The 23,092-nt window shown below is 54.8% G+C and carries 19 protein-coding genes and 1 tRNA gene; 4 read left to right on the forward strand and 16 right to left on the reverse strand.

What is annotated here, in order from left to right:
- A complete protein-coding gene (locus ACOXYR_RS12370; protein WP_113858573.1) occupies positions 1–678 on the forward strand; it encodes an isochorismatase family protein in 678 nt (225 codons plus the stop codon).
- Positions 679–826: 148 nt separating this feature from the next.
- A tRNA-Ser gene (locus tag ACOXYR_RS12375) sits at positions 827–914 on the forward strand.
- An 831-nt stretch (positions 915–1,745) separates the two neighbouring features.
- On the opposite strand, the gene phoH is transcribed toward ACOXYR_RS12375, so the two are convergent.
- The 5 genes from phoH to putP all read right to left on the reverse strand — a co-directional run bounded on the left by phoH (position 1,746) and on the right by putP (position 8,040).
- Positions 1,746–2,534, reverse strand: coding sequence for a phosphate starvation-inducible protein PhoH (phoH, locus tag ACOXYR_RS12380; protein ID WP_189623323.1), 789 nt, complete (start codon positions 2,532–2,534; stop codon positions 1,746–1,748).
- 501 nt (positions 2,535–3,035) lie between these two features.
- Complete coding sequence (efeB, locus tag ACOXYR_RS12385) at positions 3,036–4,295, reverse strand: iron uptake transporter deferrochelatase/peroxidase subunit (protein WP_421356672.1); 1,260 nt, start codon at positions 4,293–4,295, stop codon at positions 3,036–3,038.
- 5 nt (positions 4,296–4,300) lie between these two features.
- Complete coding sequence (efeO, locus tag ACOXYR_RS12390; protein WP_113858570.1) at positions 4,301–5,416, reverse strand: iron uptake system protein EfeO; 1,116 nt, start codon at positions 5,414–5,416, stop codon at positions 4,301–4,303.
- A gap of 35 nt (positions 5,417–5,451) precedes the next feature.
- Positions 5,452–6,285, reverse strand: coding sequence for an iron uptake transporter permease EfeU (gene efeU / locus ACOXYR_RS12395; protein WP_407732565.1), 834 nt, complete (start codon positions 6,283–6,285; stop codon positions 5,452–5,454).
- Positions 6,286–6,531: 246 nt separating this feature from the next.
- Complete coding sequence (gene putP / locus ACOXYR_RS12400; RefSeq protein ID WP_415728070.1) at positions 6,532–8,040, reverse strand: sodium/proline symporter PutP; 1,509 nt, start codon at positions 8,038–8,040, stop codon at positions 6,532–6,534.
- A 478-nt stretch (positions 8,041–8,518) separates the two neighbouring features.
- Here putP and putA point away from each other — a divergent pair, with 478 nt between their 5' ends.
- Positions 8,519–12,481 (forward strand): trifunctional transcriptional regulator/proline dehydrogenase/L-glutamate gamma-semialdehyde dehydrogenase, encoded by a 3,963-nt coding sequence (gene putA / locus ACOXYR_RS12405; protein ID WP_421356671.1) that lies wholly within the window; start codon positions 8,519–8,521, stop codon positions 12,479–12,481.
- Between the two features lie 113 nt (positions 12,482–12,594).
- Here the strand turns inward: putA and lafU are convergent, their stop codons facing one another.
- From lafU to lafA, 9 genes are all read right to left on the reverse strand, one after another.
- Positions 12,595–13,509: a putative lateral flagellar export/assembly protein LafU gene (lafU, locus tag ACOXYR_RS12410; RefSeq protein WP_421356670.1), complete on the reverse strand. Its 915-nt coding sequence runs from the start codon at positions 13,507–13,509 to the stop codon at positions 12,595–12,597.
- Between the two features lie 2 nt (positions 13,510–13,511).
- Positions 13,512–14,375, reverse strand: coding sequence for a flagellar motor stator protein MotA (gene motA, locus ACOXYR_RS12415; RefSeq protein WP_113858566.1), 864 nt, complete (start codon positions 14,373–14,375; stop codon positions 13,512–13,514).
- 12 nt (positions 14,376–14,387) lie between these two features.
- Positions 14,388–15,104 carry a FliA/WhiG family RNA polymerase sigma factor gene (locus ACOXYR_RS12420; RefSeq protein WP_113858565.1) on the reverse strand — a complete coding sequence of 239 codons (717 nt, stop codon included), beginning with the start codon at positions 15,102–15,104 and terminating at the stop codon, positions 14,388–14,390.
- 19 nt (positions 15,105–15,123) lie between these two features.
- Positions 15,124–15,591 (reverse strand): flagellar basal body-associated FliL family protein, encoded by a 468-nt coding sequence (locus ACOXYR_RS12425; protein WP_421356669.1) that lies wholly within the window; start codon positions 15,589–15,591, stop codon positions 15,124–15,126.
- Positions 15,592–15,598: 7 nt separating this feature from the next.
- Complete coding sequence (locus ACOXYR_RS12430) at positions 15,599–16,660, reverse strand: flagellar hook-length control protein FliK (protein ID WP_421356668.1); 1,062 nt, start codon at positions 16,658–16,660, stop codon at positions 15,599–15,601.
- Positions 16,657–16,968 carry a hypothetical protein gene (locus ACOXYR_RS12435; protein ID WP_044721122.1) on the reverse strand — a complete coding sequence of 104 codons (312 nt, stop codon included), beginning with the start codon at positions 16,966–16,968 and terminating at the stop codon, positions 16,657–16,659. The genes ACOXYR_RS12430 and ACOXYR_RS12435 overlap by 4 nt, the downstream gene beginning before the upstream one ends.
- Positions 16,969–16,972: 4 nt before the next feature.
- On the reverse strand, positions 16,973–17,365 hold the full coding sequence (gene fliS, locus ACOXYR_RS12440; protein ID WP_113858562.1) for a flagellar export chaperone FliS: 393 nt from the start codon (positions 17,363–17,365) through the stop codon (positions 16,973–16,975).
- A 22-nt stretch (positions 17,366–17,387) separates the two neighbouring features.
- Positions 17,388–18,701 (reverse strand): flagellar filament capping protein FliD, encoded by a 1,314-nt coding sequence (gene fliD / locus ACOXYR_RS12445; RefSeq protein WP_421356673.1) that lies wholly within the window; start codon positions 18,699–18,701, stop codon positions 17,388–17,390.
- A 209-nt stretch (positions 18,702–18,910) separates the two neighbouring features.
- A complete protein-coding gene (lafA, locus tag ACOXYR_RS12450) occupies positions 18,911–19,825 on the reverse strand; it encodes a lateral flagellin LafA (RefSeq protein WP_113858560.1) in 915 nt (304 codons plus the stop codon).
- Between the two features lie 434 nt (positions 19,826–20,259).
- On the opposite strand from lafA, the gene ACOXYR_RS12455 reads away from it, so the two are divergent.
- Complete coding sequence (locus tag ACOXYR_RS12455; protein WP_421356667.1) at positions 20,260–21,108, forward strand: transcriptional regulator; 849 nt, start codon at positions 20,260–20,262, stop codon at positions 21,106–21,108.
- 58 nt (positions 21,109–21,166) lie between these two features.
- Here ACOXYR_RS12455 and ACOXYR_RS12460 read toward each other — a convergent pair whose 3' ends face one another.
- Positions 21,167–22,144, reverse strand: coding sequence for a flagellar hook-associated protein (locus ACOXYR_RS12460; protein ID WP_421356666.1), 978 nt, complete (start codon positions 22,142–22,144; stop codon positions 21,167–21,169).
- Between the two features lie 16 nt (positions 22,145–22,160).
- Complete coding sequence (gene flgL / locus ACOXYR_RS12465) at positions 22,161–23,090, reverse strand: flagellar hook-associated protein FlgL (protein ID WP_421356665.1); 930 nt, start codon at positions 23,088–23,090, stop codon at positions 22,161–22,163.
- Positions 23,091–23,092: the final 2 nt, after the last annotated feature.

The following is a 23,092-nucleotide window of genomic DNA, read 5'->3' on the forward strand; positions in this document are numbered from 1 at the left end:
ATGTCTATTCCCGCTAATTTTAACGGTGCACGCCCGGTGATTGATGTTAATGATGCCGTGATGCTGCTGATCGATCATCAAAGCGGCCTGTTTCAGACCGTGGCAGATATGCCTATGCCAGAACTGCGCGCCCGTGCGGCTGCCCTGGCAAAAATGGCAACGCTGGCAAAATTACCGGTCATTACCACGGCATCGGTTCCACAGGGGCCAAACGGCCCTTTAATCCCGGAGATTCATCAGAACGCCCCTCACGCACAGTACGTTGCGCGTCGGGGGGAGATTAACGCCTGGGATAATCCAGAGTTTGTCGCAGCAGTAAAAGCGACCGGCCGTAAGACTTTAATTATCGCCGGTACAATCACCAGCGTGTGTATGGCTTTCCCGGCCATTGCCGCTGCCGCAGAGGGGTATAAAGTTTTCGCGGTGATCGACGCCTCCGGCACCTACAGTAAAATGGCGCAAGAAGTTACCCTGGCGCGGGTGGTTCAGGCAGGTGTCGTGCCAATGGACACGGCTGCCGTCGCGGCAGAATTGCAAGGTACCTGGAATCGTGAGGACGCAGCCGAGTGGGCGGAGGTATATACCCACATCTTCCCGGCCTATCAGTTATTGATTGAAAGCTATGGGAAAGCACAGGACGTGGTGAAAAACAACGAATTGCTCGATTCACAGCGTTGATTTCCGTCCCCGTTCGTATCCGGACGGGGAATATGTTCAATGCTTAACCGAACGAAAGATAATTGAGAAATTATGCTTGACCGTTTTAGGGCAACTCCCTATAGTAGCGCCCCGTTGCCACCCAAGCAGTTCGGCAGCAAAACAATATGGTGAGGTGTCCGAGTGGCTGAAGGAGCACGCCTGGAAAGTGTGTATACGGCAACGTATCCGGGGTTCGAATCCCCGCCTCACCGCCATATTCGAGAAAGAGCTCGTACGACAGTACGGGCTTTTTTTTCGCATGTTGCACAACCAGGCGGGGTGAGAAGCCCGGACCGGGGTTCGACAACTGGCGCAGCCAGTTGGACAGGCCGCGAACGCAGTGAACGGGCTGCCCGCAGGGCGAGCGCAGCGAGTCAATCCCCGCCTCACCGCCATATTTTAAGAAGAGCTCGTACGAAAGTACGGGCTTTTTTTTCGTATGTTGTTCAGGTGCCGTCTGCTCCCCTCACCCCGGCCCTCTCCCAAGGGCGAGGGAGAAAACCAGCGCCAAACGCAACAGCCGGCACATTCGTTCCCCCCGGCCCTCTCCCAAGGGGCGAGGGAGAAAACCAGCGCCGAATGCAACAGCCAGCACATTCGTTCACCCCGGCCCTCTCCCAAGGGGCGAGGGAGAAAACCAGCGCCAAACGCAACAGCCAGCACATTCGTTCACCCCGGCCCTCTCCCAAGGGGCGAGGGAGAAAACCAGCGCCGAACGCAACAGCCGGCACATTCGTTCCCCCCCGGCCTCTCCCCAAAGGGGCGAGGGAGAAAACCAGCGCCGAACTTAACAGCGAGCACATTCGTTCCCCCCGGCCTCTCCCCAAAGGGGCGAGGAAGAAACCAGCGCCAAACGCAACAGCCAGCACATTCGTTCACCCCGGCCCTCTCCCAAGGGGCGAGGGAGAAAACCAGCGCCGAACTTAACAGCGAGCACATTCGATCCCCTCTCCTTTGGGGAGAGGGTTAGGGTGAGGGGAAAACACCGCACCATCCCAAAAACGCCAAAGCCCGGTCACCCGGGCTTTGCCACAACTCTCACTACATCAGTAATACGCTTGCAGCGTCCGCTGGCACAGTGCCGAGCGTACACAATCCTCTTTGGTAAAGCGTACCACCCCTACCATTTCATCTTCTTCAAAACGTTCCAGCGCATCGCTCAGCCCGGACTGCACGCCGCGCGGCAGATCACACTGGGTGATATCACCATTGACGATAACCGTCACGTTCTCCCCAAGGCGCGTCAAAAACATCTTCATTTGCGCAGCGGTGACGTTCTGGGCCTCGTCGAGAATGACCACCGCATTTTCAAATGTACGTCCGCGCATATAGGCGAACGGCGCGATTTCCACCTTGCCAATTTCCGGACGCAGGCAGTACTGCATAAAGGACGCCCCTAACCGCTTCACCAGCACGTCATAGACGGGGCGGAAGTAAGGCGCGAACTTCTCGGAGATATCACCGGGCAAGAAGCCGAGGTCTTCATCAGCCTGCAATACCGGGCGGGTAACGATTATCCTCTCCACATCCTTATGAATCAGAGCTTCAGCCGCTTTTGCTGCACTTATCCAGGTTTTCCCGCAGCCTGCTTCGCCGGTCGCGAAGATCAGCTGTTTGCTTTCAATCGCATTCAGATAATGCGCCTGAGCGTCATTGCGGGCCTTAATCGGTGAGTTATCGCGGCTGTCCCGCGCCATACCGATAGATTCCACGCCACTCATCTGCACAAGCGAGGTGACCGATTCTTCTTCACGCTGTTTATGGCTACGTGAATCCCGTCTCAGCACACGTTTCGCTTCACGACGAGCTTTAGTCACTGCTTTTTGTCTTCCCATGGATAGCACCTTGAGTTGTAGGTTTACATCACACGTGCCGTTGGCAGCACGATTATGCGCACGAACGTCTGAGGTTTGGCTTCCTTGTAAGCCATTGCTTGCCTGTCGAACTGACGTGAAAGCACGACTACGCGCATCGCGTTCCACATCGGAAAAGAGAGTGTTGTTTTCAGCGTGAGAGATTTTTGAGGTGACGAAATCGCTGCCGGAAGCTGAACCTCCGCGCAAAGTGGTGCGGTGACTGTTTTTACCCTGTCCGATAAAGGACGCTACCATTCGCGATCTCCATAGTGAACTGCATCACAACCGGGAACTACCGCTACTACTTATTAAATACATCAAAAATAATTAAGAATGCAATTTAAATTTTACTAAAAAGTAACAAATCAGATCGCATCCGTTCACATACAGTCTCTTACATTTATATTACAGAATTATATCAATGGGATAGAAACAAGAAAAAAAGTGGATAAAACACCTACCCAAAGGGGTAGGTGTTGTTCAGGCTTCGAGCAGCGTTTGTCCAAGGTAGGATGCCGATGACGGCACACCCGGCAGCACAAAGAAGTAGCCGCCGCCGATGGGTTTGACGTACTCCTCCAGCGCTTCTCCATTCAGCCGTTTCTGTACCGTAAGAAATCCTTTTTCCAGATCGTGCTGATAGCAAACAAATAACAGCCCCATATCCAGTTGCCCCGAATTGGTCACGCCGAGAGAATAACTGTACCCCCGACGCATCATCAGGCTGGATTGTGTTTCAGCGGTACGCGGGTTAGCCAGCCGAATATGACTGTCCAGCGCAATCACCTCACCGTCCGGGTCACGGCTGTAGTCGGGCACATCGTGCTCATGTTGCATGCCGAGCGGTGCCCCGGTCTGCTTATCCCGGCCAAAAATGGTCTGCTGTTCTTTAAGCGGCGTACGATCCCAGAACTCGACGTGGAACTGGATAATACGCACCGCCTGATACGAACCACCCACCGCCCACGCAGGTTCCTGCTGGTCTTTCGTCACCCACACCACATTGTCCATCAGCGCTTTATCACCGCTGTCCGGGTTCGCGGTGCCATCTTTGAAACCCAGCAGATTCACCGGCGTCTCTTTACCTTTACTGCGCGCGGCGTGGTCAGAGATAAACCCTTCCCGCTTCCAGCGCACGCTCAGGAGATCCGGCGTGTGCTTGATGATATCGCGCAACGCATGGATCACCGTATCCTGTGTATTGGCACAGATTTGCAGTAACAGGTCACCGTGGCATAACGTCGCATCTAATGAATCATTTGGAAAGCGCGTCATTTTTTGCAGTTTTTTCGGCGCCTGGGAGGCCAGACCAAAACGCTCATCAAACAATGATTGCCCGACGGAGACCGTCATGGTCAGGTTATCCGGGGCGATCCACGCCCCGAGAATACCGGAATCCATCGGCGGCAAACGCGGATTTGGCGTCTCCGGTGCCGGGCCGCCTTCGGTAAGAAACGCAATCCGCGTGGTCAGCAGGCGCATCAGTCGCTGCAGGTCAGCGCGATCGGTCGCCAGCACGTCAAACGCCACCAGCATCATTGATGCCTGCTGTGGCGTCAGCACGCCCGCCTGGTGCACCCCGTAAAAAGGCTGTTTCTCATCGCGCCCGGTCACCGCTGGCGAATCGGCTTTCGCACCGTGCGCCACCGGGCAACCCGCCGCCAGCGCCAGCGCGCCTACGCCCTTCAGCCAGCGACGGCGTGAAGGTTCATTCACGCCGGTTTCATGTTGCTCTGCCATGATGCTTAATCCAGACCCAGGATCCCGCGCAGTTGCGCTAAATCTTCCGCCAGCGTGGTAATCGGCCCTTTCAACGCGTTGCGATCCGCATCCGTCAGCTTGTCATAGGTCTCAAAACCGTCTTTAGTGCGATATTTCGCGAGGATGGCATCCACTTTCTTAAAGTTGGCATCGACTTTCGCCAGCAGCGCGCTGTTCTCTTTTTGCAGTTGCGGACGCAGCAGGTCAACAATCTTCTGTGCGCCATCGATGTTGGCCTGGAAATCCCACAGGTCGGTATGGCTGTAGCGATCTTCCTCGCCGCTGATTTTGCTGGCGGCCACTTCTTCAATCAACCCGGCGGCCCCGCCCACCACTTTTGACGGCGGGAAGGCTAATTCTGCAATGCGTTTTTGCAACTCAACCACATCGCTGTAAAGCTGATCGGCATATTTCTCCATACCTTTGGTGCTGTTGTCGCCAAACAGCGCCTTCTCCAGACGGTGGAAACCGGTGAATTTCGGGTCAGCGGCTTTCTGCTCATAATCATCTTCACGGGCATCAATGCTGCCGTCGAGGTCAGAGAACAGCTCAGCAATCGGTTCAATACGTTCGTAATACTGACGCGTAGGTGCGTACAGGGATTTCGCTTTTTCGATATCCCCCGCTTTCACCGCATCAGTAAAGGCTTTGGTGGCTTTGACCAGATCTGCCGTTTGTGTAGTGACGTAGGTTTTATACGCGGTGATCGCCTCGCCCAGGCTCAAAACCGCATCCGCTTTCGCCGCATCCTTTGTGGCTTCACCTTTTACAATCAGCTTGCCTTTCGGATTGGTCAGCAGACCACAAGTCATCTCATATTCACCCGGTTGCAGATTGGCGGTCATCTTCTGCGTAAAGCCTGGCGCGATATTTTCACGCTCTTCCACCACCATTACACCCTTGAGGATCTCCCACTCCAGCGCCTTCTGGCTGTGGTTCTGAATGATAAACTGTGTTTTGCCCGCATTAACGGTGAGCGTCATCGGCTCACACTGCTTATCGTTTACCGTGACATTGACCTTCGGAATATCGGCAGCCTGCGCAGAAAACGCGAAGGAGCACAGTGCAGCGAGCACGCTACGGCGAAAAATAGTGGTCATGATCCATCCCTTTCAATGAGTAAAAGCTATTCGCCTCAGGGGGCGATACGTGATGCCGCGTTTGGCGCTCGCGCCGGCCAGAAAAAAAGCGCCAGGGCAGGCAGTAAATAGAGTAACCAGACGGTCACTTCGCTGACGCTTGGCGCTTCCTGATAGCCAAAAATGCCTTCCATTAACGTACCAAACAGCGAGTGGGTGGTCAGCGTGCCGCTGAAATCAAACGCGACATCCTGGAAGTGGTTCCACAGCCCGGCTTCGTGGAACGCGCGAATCGCCCCGGCGGCAAGCCCCGCAGCGACCAGCAGAATAAACAAGCTAGTCCATTTGAAGAACGCGCCGAGATTCAGACGAATGCCGCCCCAGTAGAGCAGGAAACCCAGCACAACGGCGGTCGCCAGCCCAAGGACTGCCCCAAGCGGTGGCCAGATACCGAGATCCTGCTGGAATGCCGCCAACAGGAAGAAAACCGACTCCAGCCCCTCACGCGCCACGGCGAAAAAAACCATCATCACCAGCGCCCAGCCGTGGTGATTGCCGCGCGCCAGCGCGTTATCCACCGCCTGCTCCAGTTGCTGTTTTACGTTGCGGGAGACTTTGCGCATCCAGAACACCATCCAGGTCAGGATGATCACCGCGATGACCGCCACGATACCTTCAAACAGCTCCTGCTCTTTTTGCGGAAATTCGCCGGTGGTTTCATTGATAAAGAGGCCCAGCCCAAGACAGAGCGCCGCGGCCAGAAAAACGCCAATCCACATCACGCCTATCAGACCGCCACGCTGTGTGCGTTTCAAATAGCTGGCGATAAGGCTAACAATCAGCGCGGCTTCTAACCCTTCGCGCAGCATAATCAGAAAAGGCACAAACATGCGAACGTCCTTAAATGTGAATCGCAGTCAAAAGATGCAAAGAAAAGTAAATGTTAGTGATAGCGATTATCATTACGCAAAGACGAAATACAAGTGAAATATGTTGGAAATGATAAGCAAATGTAAAAGCTGGAAGCGGGAAAGGCGGGAAAATTCGCAGGATAAAATGCCGGATGCGGCTAACGCCTTATCCGGCCTACACATTCCCCTGTAGGCCGGATAAACGCCGCGCATCCGGCAAGATTTTTACTCCGCCTGTAAACGTGACGGCGGTGCAGAATGGTAATGTGCGTCTGCTTCTTCGAAGCGTTTACGCATTTCCGCAGACGGTGCTTTATCCAGCAGGCTGAAGATAACAATGCCCAGGCTACCGAAGATAAAGCCCGGAATGATTTCGTACAGGCCGAGCAGCTCGAAATGTTTCCAGACGATCACGGTCACCGCACCAATAATCATCCCTGCCAGCGCGCCGTTACGTGTCATGCGTGACCACATTACCGAGAACAGCACGACCGGCCCGAATGCCGCACCAAAGCCTGCCCACGCGTAACTTACCAGACCAAGCACGCGGTTTTCCGGGTTTGCCGCCAGTGCAATCGCCACCAGTGCGACCACCAGCACCATGACACGCCCGACCCACACCAGCTCTTTCTGGCTGGCGTTTTTACGCAGAAACGCTTTGTACAGATCTTCAGTAATCGCGCTGGAGCACACCAGCAGCTGGCAGCTCAGGGTAGACATCACCGCCGCCAGGATCGCAGAAAGCAGAATGCCGGCAATCCACGGGTTGAACAGGATTTGCGCCAGTTCAATAAACACGCGTTCGGCGTTCTGGCTTACCGGGCCCGCGACTGCCGGGTTATTCTGGAAGTAAGCAATGCCGAAGAAACCGACCGCGACCGCACCCGCCAGGCACAGGATCATCCAGGTCATACTGATACGACGCGCATGCACGATGCTGTGGTGGGAATCTGCCGCCATGAAACGCGCCAGAATGTGCGGCTGCCCGAAGTAACCGAGACCCCAGCCCATCAGGGAGATAATGGCGACGAAGTTCAGCCCTTTGAGCATATCGATATTCTCAATGCTCTTTTGCTTAATAACCGCCATCGAATCATCCAGGCCACCTACGGCGAGAATAACCATTACCGGCGTCAGGATCAGCGCGAAAATCATCAGGCTGGCCTGCACGGTATCTGTCCAGCTCACCGCGAGGAAACCACCGATAAAGGTGTAAATAATGGTGGCGGCAGCACCGGCCCACAGCGCCGTTTCATAACTCATGCCGAAGGTGCTTTCGAACAGACGCGCCCCGGCCACAATGCCAGACGCACAATAAATGGTGAAGAACAGCAGGATCACCAGCGCAGAGATAATACGCAGCACGCGGCTCTTATCGTCAAAACGCCCGGTAAAGTAATCCGGCAGCGTCAGCGCATTATTGTTGGCTTCCGTGTGTACACGTAAACGCCCCGCCACCAGCTTCCAGTTGATCCATGCGCCCACGGTCAGGCCGATAGCAATCCAGCTTTCCGAGATACCGGCGAGAAAGATTGCGCCAGGCAGGCCCATCAGCAGCCAGCCGCTCATATCCGACGCACCCGCAGAAAGCGCGGTCACGAATGGCCCAAGACTCCGTCCCCCAAGGATGTAATCATCGAAGTTTTTCGTCGATCGCCAGGCGAAAAACCCAATTAATATCATGCCAAAGATGTAGACAAAAAAAGTCACCAGCATCGGTGTGCTTATATTCATTAAAACTCTCCAGATTTATACTCTTCATCCGTCAAGCGGCTTCTACGTTGAAGCAGTTCGAATGGTTTTGAGTATATTCGTCGTCAACTTCCCGACTTGTTGTTATTCCCTTACCGGAACGAGGTAAAGGCCTGTTCTGTTATTCAGGCGACCGTATCCTGACGGAAGCGAAGATTTTTCACAAATGATTTAACACTGCATTCACATCGAATGCATCCCTGTCGTAATACCATTTTCCTATAGGTTGCACTCCCTCACGCTTTTTAGGGTTGCACCCTTTAGAACTGTTAACCAGCCCTCAAAATCAAGCTTTCAGATACATCGGTTACATTCCATACCATCAGTTTTTCTTTTAACAATAAATTCATTTCTCAGGTTGTAATTGATGTCACATTTAACACGGTTGCACAAAGTTGCAACATAGTGGATATTCTTGCTACGCCGAAAATATGACGACAAAACAACAGGAGTAGATGGCATGGGCACCACCACCATGGGTGTTAAGCTGGATGAAGCCACGCGCGAGCGAATTAAAAGTGCGGCCACACGAATTGATCGCACCCCACACTGGTTAATTAAGCAGGCAATCTTTAATTACCTGGAAAAACTGGAAAACGATGAAGTCTTGCCGGAATTGCCGGCACTGCTTGCCGGGGCCGCCAATGAAAGCGATGAAATCATCACCGCCCAGGATGAGCCACATCAGCCGTTCCTCGAATTCGCCGAACAGATCCTGCCGCAGTCCGTGAGCCGTGCTGCCATTACTGCCGCCTACCGCCGTAGCGAAACCGACGCGGTGCCCATGCTGCTGGAGCAGGCGCGCTTACCGGAGAACATCGCCACTCAGGCTCATCAATTGGCCTGGAAACTGGCGGAAAAACTGCGTAACCAGAAAACCGCCAGCGGACGTGCGGGTATGGTTCAGAGCCTGCTGCAGGAGTTCTCCCTCTCCTCTCAGGAAGGCGTGGCCCTGATGTGTCTGGCCGAAGCGCTACTGCGTATCCCGGATAAAGCAACACGTGATGCGCTGATCCGCGACAAAATCAGCAATGGCAACTGGCAGTCGCACATTGGCCGTAGCCCATCGCTGTTCGTTAACGCCGCGACCTGGGGCCTGCTGTTTACCGGCAAACTGGTCTCCACGCACAATGAAGCCAGCCTTTCTCGCTCGCTCAATCGCATTATCGGCAAGAGCGGCGAACCGCTGATCCGCAAAGGTGTGGATATGGCGATGCGCCTGATGGGTGAACAGTTCGTTACCGGTGAAACCATCGCCGAAGCACTGGCGAATGCGCGCAAACTGGAAGAGAAAGGGTTCCGCTACTCTTACGACATGCTGGGCGAAGCCGCACTGACCGCCGCCGATGCACAGGCCTATATGGTCTCGTATCAGCAGGCGATCCATGCCATTGGTAAAGCCTCTAACGGGCGCGGTATTTATGAAGGCCCGGGCATCTCCATTAAGCTTTCCGCCCTGCACCCGCGCTACAGCCGCGCACAGTACGATCGGGTCATGGACGAACTCTATCCGCGCCTGAAATCCCTGACGCTGCTGGCGCGCCAGTACGATATCGGTATTAATATCGACGCCGAAGAAGCGGACCGTCTGGAGATCTCCCTCGATCTGCTGGAAAAACTGTGCTTTGAGCCAGAACTGGCAGGCTGGAACGGGATTGGTTTTGTTATTCAGGCATATCAGAAACGCTGCCCGTTCGTCATTGATTATCTGATTGACCTCGCGACCCGCAGCCGTCGCCGCCTGATGATCCGTCTGGTGAAAGGCGCGTACTGGGACAGCGAAATCAAACGCGCGCAAATGGACGGACTGGAAGGTTACCCGGTCTATACCCGCAAGGTGTACACCGACGTCTCTTACCTCGCCTGCGCCAAAAAACTGCTTGGCGTGCCGAACCTGATTTATCCGCAGTTCGCCACCCATAACGCCCATACGCTGGCAGCCATCTATCAACTGGCCGGACAGAACTACTATCCGGGTCAGTATGAATTCCAGTGCCTGCATGGCATGGGTGAACCCCTGTACGAGCAAGTAGTGGGTAAAGTCGCTGATGGTAAGTTAAACCGTCCGTGCCGTATTTACGCCCCGGTCGGCACCCATGAAACGCTGCTGGCGTATCTGGTGCGCCGTCTGCTGGAAAACGGTGCCAACACCTCCTTCGTTAACCGAATCGCGGATACCACGCTGCCGCTCGATGAGCTGGTGGCCGATCCGGTTGAAGCCGTTGAAAAAATGGCGATTCAGGAAGGTGCTGCTGGCCTGCCGCATCCGAAAATTGCCCTGCCGCGCGACCTCTACGGTAAAGACCGCACCAACTCTGCGGGCCTTGACCTCTCTAACGAACATCGCCTGGCCTCGCTCTCTTCCTCGCTGCTGAACAGTGCGTTGCAAAAATGGCGCGCGCTGCCGATGCTGGAACACCCGGTCGTCGAAGGCGAAATGACGCCGCTGCTTAACCCGGCAGAGCCTAAAGATGTGGTGGGTTATGTTCGTGAAGCGACAGAAACGGAAGTCGAACAGGCGCTGACCAGCGCGGTGAACAATGCGCCAATCTGGTTTGCTACCCCGCCGCAGGAACGTGCCGCCATCCTTGAACGTGCCGCGGTGCTGATGGAAGGCCAGATGCAGCAGTTGATTGGCATTCTGGTGCGCGAAGCCGGGAAAACCTTCAGCAACGCGATTGCCGAAGTGCGTGAAGCGGTCGATTTCCTGCACTACTACGCCGGTCAGGTACGTCATGATTTCGATAACGAAACCCACCGCCCGCTGGGCCCGGTGGTGTGTATCAGCCCGTGGAACTTCCCTCTCGCTATCTTTACCGGGCAAATTGCCGCCGCCCTCGCCGCCGGTAACAGCGTGCTGGCGAAACCTGCCGAGCAGACCCCGCTGATTGCCGCACAGGGCATTGCGATTCTGCTGGAAGCAGGCGTACCGCCGGGTGTGGTACAGCTTCTGCCTGGTCGTGGCGAAACCGTCGGCGCGCAACTCACTTCCGACAACCGTGTTCGTGGCGTGATGTTCACCGGGTCAACGGAAGTCGCGACCCTGCTGCAACGCAACATCGCCACCCGCCTCGATTCGCAGGGGCGCCCGACGCCGCTTATCGCCGAAACGGGCGGGATGAACGCGATGATCGTCGATTCTTCCGCGCTCACCGAGCAGGTCGTTGTGGATGTTGTAGCCTCCGCTTTTGATAGTGCGGGTCAGCGCTGCTCCGCCCTGCGCGTGCTCTGTCTGCAGGACGATATCGCCGATCACACCCTCACCATGCTGCGCGGTGCGATGGGCGAATGCCGGATGGGCAACCCCGGTCGCCTGACCACCGATATCGGCCCGGTGATTGATGACGAAGCGAAAACCAATATCGAACGCCACATTCAGGCGATGCGCGCCAAAGGCCGCACCATCTTCCAGGCGGCACGCGAAAACAGTGACGATGCGCGCGAATGGCAGTCCGGTACTTTTGTTGCGCCGACGCTTATCGAGCTGGAAAGCTTTGATGAGCTGAAGAAGGAAGTGTTCGGCCCGGTACTGCACGTGGTGCGTTACAACCGCAATAATCTGGACAAACTCATCGAGCAGATCAATGCCTCTGGCTACGGTTTGACGCTGGGCGTGCATACGCGTATCGACGAAACCATCGCCCAGGTCACGGGTAGCGCGAAAGTCGGCAACCTGTACGTCAACCGCAACATGGTCGGCGCCGTTGTGGGCGTGCAGCCTTTCGGTGGCGAAGGCTTATCCGGCACTGGCCCGAAAGCGGGCGGCCCGCTCTATCTCTATCGCCTGCTGACCAGCCGCCCGGAAACGGCGTTGGGCACGACCCTTGCTCGTCAGGATGCGGAATACCCCGTAGACGCGCAGCTAAAAGCGCTGCTGGAAAAACCGCTTACCGCCCTGAAGAACTGGAGCAATGGTAATGCCTCGCTGAGCGCTCTGTGCCAGCAGTATGGCGAACTGGCGCAAGCCGGAACCCAGCGCGTCCTGCCGGGCCCGACCGGTGAACGCAACACCTGGACGCTGATGCCGCGCGAGCGTGTACTCTGCGTCGCTGATGACGAACAGGATGCGCTGACGCAACTGGCGGCAGTGATGGCGGTCGGCAGTGAAGTGCTGTGGCCGGACGCCCCACTCCAGCGCGAACTGGCGAAAAAGCTGCCGAAAGAGGTGAGCGAGCGTATTCGCTTCGCCAAAGCGGATGTATTAATGAGCCAGTTCTTCGATGCGGTGATTTACCACGGTGATTCCGATCAGTTGCGTAAACTGTGCGAACAGGTTGCCGCCCGCGACGGTGCGATTGTTTCAGTGCAGGGCTTCGCGCGCGGCGAAACCAATCTGCTGCTGGAACGTCTGTATCACGAACGCTCGCTGAGTGTGAACACCGCGGCGGCGGGAGGAAATGCGAGTCTGATGACGATCGGCTGAATCTGTGCGGGTTTGCCCCCTCACCCTAACCCTCTCCCTCAAGGGAGAGGGAACAGTGCTTTTCACCCTCTCCCTGCGGGAGAGGGCCGGGGTGAGGGGCACAGCGCGCACCGTTATCCCCTGTCCCCCGCACGCTTATCCAGCCTTTGCACCAGCGGCTGCACCACCTTATCCCCATGCTGACCAAAATATTGATACAGCGTATCGGACGCGCTTTTGGTCAGCACCATAATCTCAATACGCCGGTTACCCGCGCTTTGCGGATTTTTGGCGTCCAGCAGCATCTGGTCTGCCATTGCGCTGACCTGCATCACTTTATCTTCCGGCATACCGGCGTCTTCCAGCACGCGACGGGCAGACAGCGCTCGATCGCCCGAAAGATTCCAGTTGTTATAGATATTGCTTTTATAGGCCATCGCATCGGTATGCCCGGTGATGATGATCTTATTGTCGAGCGAATCAAAAACCGGCGCTAACTCCACCAGCAGGGTTTTAAAGAACGGCATAATCTTCGCACTGCCGCGTTCAAACATATTGCGGTTCTGGTCGTCTTTAATCAGTACCCGCAACCCCTGAGGAACAATCTCCATCTCCAGATTGGCTTCCATATGCGCATTGCGGGCAATGGTGTTGATATTGGTCGCCAGCTCGCCCAGCTCAGTGGCGGATTTCTTCTTCAGCAGCGCCGTTTTCTCATTCACGTCGCGGACTTTTTTCTCAGTTTCTTCCGGCACCGCCACGGTGGTCGGTTTCGGCGGATGCGTCGGGCTGAGTTTATTTAACGGCGACAGTCCGCCACCGTTAAAAATAGACTGCCCGTGCAGCGCCGCCATAATGCTTTCGCGCTCAGATTTACTGACGCTGTTGACAATCCACAGGGTCATAAATAGCGCCATCATCGCCAGCGTAAAGTCGGCGAACGCCACCTTCCACGCCCCGCCGTGATGCCCGGCATGATTTTTTTTGATCTGCCGCCGGACAATAGTAGTTTTTGCCCCACGCTCGCGGCGGTTGCCCGTCTTTCTCATGCTTATTCTTGCTCCAGCATCGCATTCACCCACGCGTCAAGGTTGGCGAAGGTCGGTTTGGACGCCAGATGCAGCAGCTTACGCCCGGCGTCTACCGCCAGCAGCGTCGGTTTACCGCCCGCCTGTGCCACCAGCACGGTACGCACGCATTCCAGCAGCGAGTGTTCGGCGCGCGCCTGCTGCTCCATCGCATTGGCGAGAGGATCCATCAGGCAGTAGCAAATAAACACGCCCAAAAACGTACCGACCAGCGCCGCCGCCACTTTCAGACCAATCAGGGCGATAGAACCATCAATGGACTGCATGGTGATGATGATGCCCAGCACCGCCGCACAAATGCCAAATCCCGGCATCGCTTCGGCGGTACGTTGCAGCGAGCGCGAGGGCGTTAACAGCGACTCTTCGGCGGTGTCCAGCTCCTGATCGAGAATGCCTTCCAGTTCATGGGCGTCAATCTTGCCCATCGCCATCAGGCGAAAGTTATCGGCAATAAAGGTCACCAACCGCTTCTGGGTTAACACCAGCGGGTATTTCTGGAAAATGGTGCTCTCTTCCGGCTGATCGATATGCTGGTCCAGCATTCGCAGGCCGCCGTTTTGTACCATCTCCAGCAACTCATACAGGCACATTAAAAGCTGACGCTGAAACTCCGGCCCAAGCTGTTTTTTACTGATCACACCTTTAACTTGATGGGCGATCTCTTTCAGCACGTGTTTCGGGTTACCGATAATCATCGCCCCGAAACCTGCGCCCAAAATAATGATCATCTCCGCCGGTTGCCAGATAGCCACTAATTGCCCGCCCGCTTCAAAATAGCCGCCAAATACGCAGCCGAGCACCACCAGTAAACCTAATATTTTTTGCATGATTTCTTCACTTTAATTCGGATAGACACAATCACGAATTTTCTGCGCGATCTGTTTATTCAGTTGACAAATACGGGCCTCAGTCAGCCCTAATACCAGCGCAATCTCTTTTAGATTCATCTCATGCTGGTAATACAGGGAAAGGATCAGTTGCTCTTTTTCACTTAATTGCGCCAGCGCATGTTGAAGCATTCGCTGAGTAACAAACTGCTCTTCCAGTTCTCTGCCCGCAAGCGGAATGCCGTGGCCTTCGCCACTGAGCAACTCATCAAGGCTGGCAAGCGCTTCCGCCCCTTCCAGTTGCTGATATTCGAGATAATCTTCATGCGAGATCCCTTCCCCGGCCAGTTCCGACCACTCCGGTTCGTGCCCCAGTTTTTTCCGTGTTTCACGAATCAGGTCTTTCATCTGATGATATTTCTGCCGAAGCTGGCGTGGTCGCCAGTCAAGTGCGCGTAGCTCATCAAGGATCGCGCCGCGAATCCGGTGTACGGCGTAGCCCGCGAAGCCTTCATCTGGCATCCCGTAGCGGCGAATGGCGTTAAGCAACCCCATTAACGCCGTCTGCTCCATATCCTGACGGTCAATAATGCAGTGACACTGCGGCGCAAGTTGCCGCACCACTTTACGCACCAGCGGCAAATAGGCCTGCAAATAATGGCTCTCCTGCTGCGGGGTTAATACCGGCGCGGCAGCAAATTCTTCTGACTCAAATACGTCCTGTAGCATGTTTTTATCCGCCTGGTGATTACTGGAAGACCACTTTTTTCACCAGCAAATCCTTATACGGTGCGGTCATATTGCGACGCTTGAGATCTTTTTTCAGCGCATCAGAAATCAATTTGTGAATGGCCGATATTTTCATGCCGCGCAAATCTTCAAATTTCATTTCCGTCAGGCATTCCACCGCAATACTTTGATACAGCGGTTCCTGATGCTTTACTTTTTCAGCCTCTTTATCACTGGCCACCACCATGACTAATTCTGCCGACAAATAATGATCAGCGCCGTTGTTGTCATGCAGCGTGACAATCGTTTCTGGCAACGTCACAAATACGCTTTTGCTCTCATCCAGAGTCTCCACGGATCCCGCCTGCGCGGCGTGAGTCGGTTTTCCTTTTCCGGCATAATGATGCCAGACTCCCCATCCAGCTCCGGCGCCCACGACCATTGCCAGAACGGCGCTGACCACGCCCGCCACCACGATTTTCTTCATATTGCCTTTACACTTTGATCAAAACGGATTCGTTGTGTTGAAATTGAGGCGCATCCTCGAGAAGTAGAGCTGCACTCACCTCTTCCTGCTGATGGCCCGACTGTTGTTGCTGCTGCGACTGCCCTTCGGAGGAGACCTGCACGTTCACCTCCATAAAGTTCTGCGCCGTCAGATGTTGCCGGAGATCGTCGCTAAACTGCTGTAACGCGCGGCAGACTTCGCCCTGACTGGCGCCGATATGCACCGTCAGTTTGCCGCTATCCAACTGCACGGCGATCTCAAGCTTGCCAAGCGACGGCGGATCGAGACGGATAGTGGAGATCTGCTGCTGTTTATTGAGCTGAAAGTGAATCTGATCTTTCAGTAACGTCGTCAGTTTTTCGCCCAGTTCATCCATCGAGAGCGTGACGGGTTTGGCGGCAATCTCTTGATGATCGCTAATCAGTTCCGGCGTTTTCACCGGCAACGCGGCGCGCGCAATAACCGGTTCACTGTCCGCTACTTTTTCCGTTTTCCGCTCCACCAACGGGCGCACGGTCACGCGGTTTGTCTCAGGTTTCGGGCGAGCGGGCTTTACAGATGCATGGGGTTGCGGCGGCGAAATCGCGCGTAAATCTTCACTGGCGTAAGTCGCCAGTTTTGCCTGCTGTTCAGGTTTCACCTGCGGCAACTGGCTGACCAGTTCCTGCAACTGTGGCGGCAGTGGTGTGCGTTCCTGCTGCTGCACCAGACGTTGCGGCGCGTTTTGCACCCGCGTTTTTGCCCGTTGCTGGATAACGGGCGATGTTGCGACACTCTGCGGCTGCGGCCTCGCCTCATGCGGCGCGACCGGTTGCGGCAGTAACAGTGCCATCAACGCCTGCATCGCCGCCGGATCGTTATCCTGCGCACACGTCGCCTGATGTTGAGCGGTTTTAGCACTGTGTACGCGCTCCGCCACCGCCGCGACGGCCATTTTCGGCAGCGCAAACGCGGGTGCGTTTTCACCGCTCACCGGCGGTAAGATGTCCGTTTTCAGCGACGCCGTTTCCGCAAGCGTTCCGAGCGTGGCAAGCAATGCCGGATTCATGACTTCTCCGAAAGTAAATTAACAATTGAGTAGGCCAGTACGCCTTCCTGATGCCGCTGATGCTGTTCCATACGCGCCTTTAACACCTCAGCGCGCTGCTCGCGCCGTTTAATCAGGGCGTTAAACGCGCCGTACAGTTGCGCCTTCACCGCACACAGCTGCGCGGCATCGGTTTCTGCCGCCGCGTAGTCGTGAAACTGGCGCATCAACTGCTGATGCAGCGCCGGAAGGCGTCGCCAGCGTTGTTTATCCAGCGCCTCGTTCATCGCCTCGACCAGCGCGAAAAGTTGCCTGCGTTGTTTTTCCATCGTCTTAACCCAGCTTGCCCGAAAGCCCTTCCCAGCCTTCACGCAGGTTGCCGAGGATCAGCATCACTTCATCGATTTTCTCAGCCGACAGTTCGCCGCTGGCTTCATATAAGCGGTAAACGCAGTGGTCATAGAGACGCGAAAGATTCACCACCAGCTCGCCGCCGGTCTCAAACTCCAGCGAACTGGTGAGCGCGTTGAGAATGTCGATGCATTTGTTGATGCTCTGCGCTTTCTTTTCAAATCGCTTCGCGGCGATATGGCTTTTGGCGCGTTCCAGCTCATCCATCAGGCCGGAAAACAGCACCAGTACCAGTTCGAGAGGGGACGCCGCCGCCGTGCGGGCCGCAAGGTCAACCTGTTTATATTGCGAATAGCCGTCCTGTACTTCGTACATCTTTAGGGATAGTCCTTCTGAATTATGCGAATGCCGCCATGCTGGCTTTCATGGTGTACACCTCGACCAGCGTGTTGGTGTACTCCTCCAGATAACGGTCGTAGTTAGCGTTATAGGTGTCGGTAAGCAGGTCGCCTTCGTCCTGGATTTTGCTCATCTGATCGTCAATGTTCTGCTGACGCAGGGTGATGATGCCGTTGCTGGAATCCGTGTAGGTGTCGATCAGGTCATCCATCTGCGCCACCATGCTGTTATCGCCAACGAAAATAGAGGTCAGACCGTCAGGATTTTTCGCCATTTCGTCGTTGAACTGGTCAGAGTCAATCTGCAAATGACCGTGGGAATCGAGGGTGATGCCGTAATCCACAATCGACACGCCGTTGTAGCTGGTATGGGCAATATCATCGAGCTGGTTTGCCAGCGAACTTAGCCCTGCGTCACCGGCAAAAACCCCGGCACTGCTGCCATCGCTGCCGTTGGTGGTCAGCGAATCAACCGTATCAATCAGCGTGTTATAGGCATCAACAAAGGTCTGCACTTTTTCCTGGCTGGCGCTGGAATCTTCGCTGATGTTAAAGGTGGTGAGATCGTCGGTAGAATCGCTGACTTCGGTAAAGGTCATGGTGACGCCGGGGATCACATCATCAAAGGTGTTGCTGCTGTTGGTGATGGCTGGCCCCGTGGCGCTGCCAAGATGAATAATCGCGTCCTGGGCGGAGGAAACATCCGTGGGAACAGGTGCGCTGGCGCTGTCGTTGGTGGCGTCATGCCCCGTCACGCTGAACGAAAACGCGCTTTGCGCGCCGGTGCTGTCCGACGTCAACATAATGGTGGTGGTGCCATCGGTTTTCACCAGCGCCGCCGAAACGCCGGGATTCTCATCGGAATCGTTAATCGCGTTCACCAGTTCGCTGGCGTCGATAAAACCGTCGCCATCACCGTTCTGATCGGCTGAAGCCAGGTCGATATCCATGGTGCTGTCGCCCATCGTCAGCTCGAAGGTGCCGGTCGCGGAAAAGGTGTCGTCGCCCATGCTGAACGTGGTCTGCTGCGCCTGCGCCAGTTGCTCGACGTAAAAAGAGTAGCTCCCCGCCTGCGCCTGCGAGTTGGCAGATACGGTCGCCGAGTCATTACTGCTGGAAGCGGAAAACGTTACCGGGCCGTCGGTATCGCTGTTCAGCGCATCAACGGCGCTCTGGAAATCGCTCAACGCCGAGCTAAGCGTATCCAGGCCGCTGCTTTCGGCATCCAGTTCGGTCTGCTTCTCCTGCAAATTTGCCGCCTGGGTAACGACATCCGCATAAGCAATTTCTTGCGCAATGGTTCTTGGGTTAATCCTTGATGACTCCGGGTAACGATGTCAGGTTACTGGCAAAAGGCGTGCCAATAATTTTTTTGTGAATAATCAATAGATTGAAAAAGAGGCGGAAATACTGTTTCCGCTATGACGGAAAACCGCCTGCCGCAAAACGGACAACACCGCCCACAGGCGGTGTTGTTTGTAGGCCGGATAAGGCATTTACGCCGCATCCGGCAAGTCCGCCTTTACTGCAGCAGGCTGGAAACCATGCTGGACATGCTGTTGGACTGTTTCAACATGGTGATGCCGGTCTGCATCAGCACCTGCTGTTTGGTCATGTTGGACGCTTCCGTCGCGTAGTCGGTATCCATGATGTTACCGATAGCGACTTCAGTGTTGTCCTGCATGCTGGTCAGGTTGTTAGCGGTATCGTTCAGACGGTTGATAGACGCACCCAGCTTGGACTGGATCTGAGAAACATCATCCATCGCGGTAGAAATGCTGGTGATCATCTGGTTAGCCGAGCCAGACGCGGTCAGTTCAGTACCGCCAGAAACGCCCGCGGTGCCAGTGGTATCAGCCTGATCCGCGCTAAAGGAGTTGCTGATCGCAGAAAGGTCGGTCACCAGGGTATTCAGTTGGCTTGAAATGTTCACGGTCATGGTGTCAGAAGATTCCGCGCCCACCTGGAAAGTTACCGCGCTCTGGAACAGGCCGTCCGTACCGGTGTTGCTGGTGCCGGAAACACCGAACAGGTTGGTGCCGCCGTAAGTGGTGTTTTGCAGCATGTCGGACATCTGCTGGCCCAGTTCGTCATATTCGTCCTGCATCGCCTGCAGGTCGTCGTCGCTGTAGGTGCCGTTCGCTGCCTGGGTAGACAGGTCTTTCATACGACCCAGTACGTCAGACATTTCATCGAACATGCTGTCGGCGGTTTGCAGCATCGCGGTGGCGTCATTGATGTTGCTCAGCGCCACACCCATACCGCTGGACTGCGCGGTCAAACGGTTAGCGATCTGTTTGCCTGCGGCGTCATCGGCAGAAGAGTTAATCCGGTTACCTGTTGCCAGGCGTTCCATAGAAGTAGACAGAGAAGCGCTGCTTTTGCTGATTGCGTTAACGGCAGCCATTGAGGCGTTATTGGTATTAATAGATAACATGATACTGCTCCTTGGGATTAATCGATTTCGTTTCGATACCCTGTAAAAACGACAGCCAATCAGCAAACTTAAAAAACAGGTGAAAATTTTTTTCGTCTTCTTATTCAGTAATGAACCCAGGTCAATTTAGTTATACTTAAATGCAAATTAAATGATTATTAGCAATATTCGCCATATGCCGGCGCGCACGACACACCCACTATCAGCATATTGAATTCATTAAGATTTTACTCATCATTAAAACTTAAAAAGTTTTAAATTGATGTTAAAATTTACATTGCGTTGCAAATGGCACTCTTTTACCTATTGTCGACATTCAGCCATTTGGTTACATTCCCCTGCCATCTGGCGCTAAGAATGATCCCCTCACCAGGATAATGACATAGCAACGCCTTATCTCAACATTATGACTTTTTGCACAGGTAAACCTGACCATGAATATCATTGTCAATAACTGGCGTATGGACCCGTCGCAGAATGCGTTGATTCATTGTGAAACGGGAGAAATGCGACGCCTTGGTGAATATCACTTTCTTCTTCTTGAAACATTAACCACAAATGCGGATGAAGTTTTATCACGTGCTTATTTATGTGGTCAGGTATGGAAAAATCGGATCGTGGGAGGTAACAGCCTGCCGACGGCCATTCACGCCCTGCGAGCCGCGATAGACGATGATGGCAGACAACAGAACATTATTAAAACCGTGCCCAAAAAAGGCTATTTGTGCAATAAGGAATATGTATATCAGGTTGAAGACGCAGTACTCCCTTCCACTGAGCCCTCAAAACCTGAATTAACAGCAACACCGGAAGAATTACACCATATCGATATTCAGGAAAAAACCGTAAAACGCGCATTTTTTCCCGGTACAAAAATGATAACCCCGCTTCTTCTGGCCGTCATCGCACTCTCCGGCGGAATCTTTTTATCCCGCCAGCAAACGACCGACACACCCAAACTGGTCAAAGAATCGGTTAATAGCCCGCGCATAAAAATTTTTCATTTGAGCACCACAGGAAAAAGTAGCACAACGCCTGCACTGGCCAATTTCCTTGCGCCAGGGCAACAAAAGGTTGAGTCACTATTATCTGCGCACCATATGACCATGACCCTCTATTATCGCTATGTGCAAAACCGGCTGGAGAGCGATATGGTATTACGTAACCTGTGTAACGATAGCTGGCAATTAACCTTTAACGTGGAAGACTGGCAAAATAACGATATTAATAGCGCGATGTATCAGAATCTTGAGAAGTTGTTAAATACTGTGCAGACGTGCTGATGAATGCCAATAAATGCCGGATGCGACGCTAAACGCGTCTTATCCGGCCTACAAATCATTAGCCTAATAAATTCCTCACCGTCTGGCTGGAAATTCGTGCCTGACCGTTCACCGCCTGCAATAACACCTGATAATTATGATTGGCGCTGTCCAGCACGCCGCCGAGATTTTCCGACGCCAGTACCGCGTTCTCCGCGTCGGGAAAGCGCGACATGCCATCAATTAACTGCCGCGCTTTTTCCTGCTGCACCGCCATTTGCGCGCGCTGCTGACCAATACTTTCTAACGTCTGAGAAATTCCTGCCCCGCCCTGTTGCAGGCTTTGCGCTAAACGCTCGGCCTGCGACGGTTCGGCAAAGGTTTTCAGCGGCGTAAACGCAGAGTTATCGCCATCGGCGCGTACGCTTAAGGTGCGTTCAATGTGGGGCCACTGCTTTTCTGTCGTTGAAAAACTGACGCCGTCCGGCTGCTGATGGAGCTGTACGCCCACGCGGCGCAGCGCGTTGGTCAGCCGTGTCTGATACTGCCCGGCACTGTCATCATCAGATAACATCACCGCCGCAAGCTGGGTCTGACGCCCGTCAGAGACGCTGAACATCCGCGTTCCCGGCGCAGGGTTGTGCACCAGATCCGCCAGATCCGGCGAGTGAAACGTCACCCGCGCCTCCCCCTGCAACACCGGCTGCAACTGCCTGTCCACCGCGCCGCCGGAAAGCGCGGTGCGTTTGTCCAGCATCTGTATGAGCGCCGAACTTTGCGCCTGCCCACCTTTGCGCTGACTATGACGATAATCGAGCAACTGCTGTTCCAGTTGCCCAAGATAATGATCCGCCTGCTGCAAGGTGGTGAGCTGATCGTTAAGCTGCACGCTGTAACGCTGCGGGCGAGTGGTAATCAGCGGCGAGGCCGGATATTCACTCGCCGTCGCCGGGAGCTTTTGCCGCACCGCCTGAGTGGGCGCAACGGTTGACGACGATACCGCAGCGCTATGCGCGCCGCCGGTGGCGAGTGACGAAGATGTAAGTCCGACCTGCATACTGTTCCTGACGAAGTTAGAGAACGCTGAACAAATTCAACTCACTCACTTTCGAGTAAGTCTTGAGGGTAGCTTCCATTGCCACTTCCAGTCCGGTAAAGGTGATCGACGCCGGGCCGTAATCGAGATCCTGTAATGAGCCAATCAACTGATCGTTGGAGGTGGCGATATCCGTCTGGGCATCGCTCAGCATCGACATGGTATTTTGCGTCTCGCCGAGCGACGCAATTGAGGCGTTGAGTGCGTCCGAGGCGGTATCCACCACATCGACGGCGTTTTGAATATCGCTTTGCACCTGTGGATCCGCCGGGTCAACGTCCGGGTTTTGTAGCTCCTGGGAGAGCGAATTGAGCGTGTTGAGCACGTCTAAATTGCTGCCGAAGAAATCGCTCGCCGCCACGTTGGTATCCACTTCCACGCCGTTCGACACGGTGGTCTGGCGGTGGTCGCTGTTGCCCTGATAACTGTAGCTGTCGGTAACACCGTCGCCGTCATCATCCACTGCCACGATCGGCGGCCGATCGTTGATGGTGCCGCCAAACACATAGTGACCGTCTTCGTCCTGATAGTTCAGCGCCGCGACCATCGATTCGGTGAGTGACTCAATATCCTGGCCGAGGCTTGCGAGCGAATCGGCGGTATTGGTGCCGTTCGCCGCCTCCAGCAGGTCGTCACGCACCGCCAGCAGGCTGTTGTTAACACCATCAAGAATCGACTCCTGCTGGCTTAACCCCGCCGACGCGGAGTCAATATTGCTCTGATACTGTTCAATCGCCGATTGCTGGCGATTTAACTGGGTGATGCGCGTGGCGGCAATAGGATCGTCCGACGGCTGCAAAATCTGCTTACCGGTCGCCATCTGCTCGACCACGTGCGCCAGATCGCCGGAGAGATGATTAAAACTTTGCGTCATCGAGACGTAGGTTTGTTGGGTGGTTACTCGCATTC

Origin of the sequence: Pseudocitrobacter faecalis (genome assembly GCF_965231525.1) — a bacterium.
In the GTDB taxonomy this organism is placed as follows: Bacteria; Pseudomonadota; Gammaproteobacteria; order Enterobacterales; family Enterobacteriaceae; genus Pseudocitrobacter; species Pseudocitrobacter faecalis.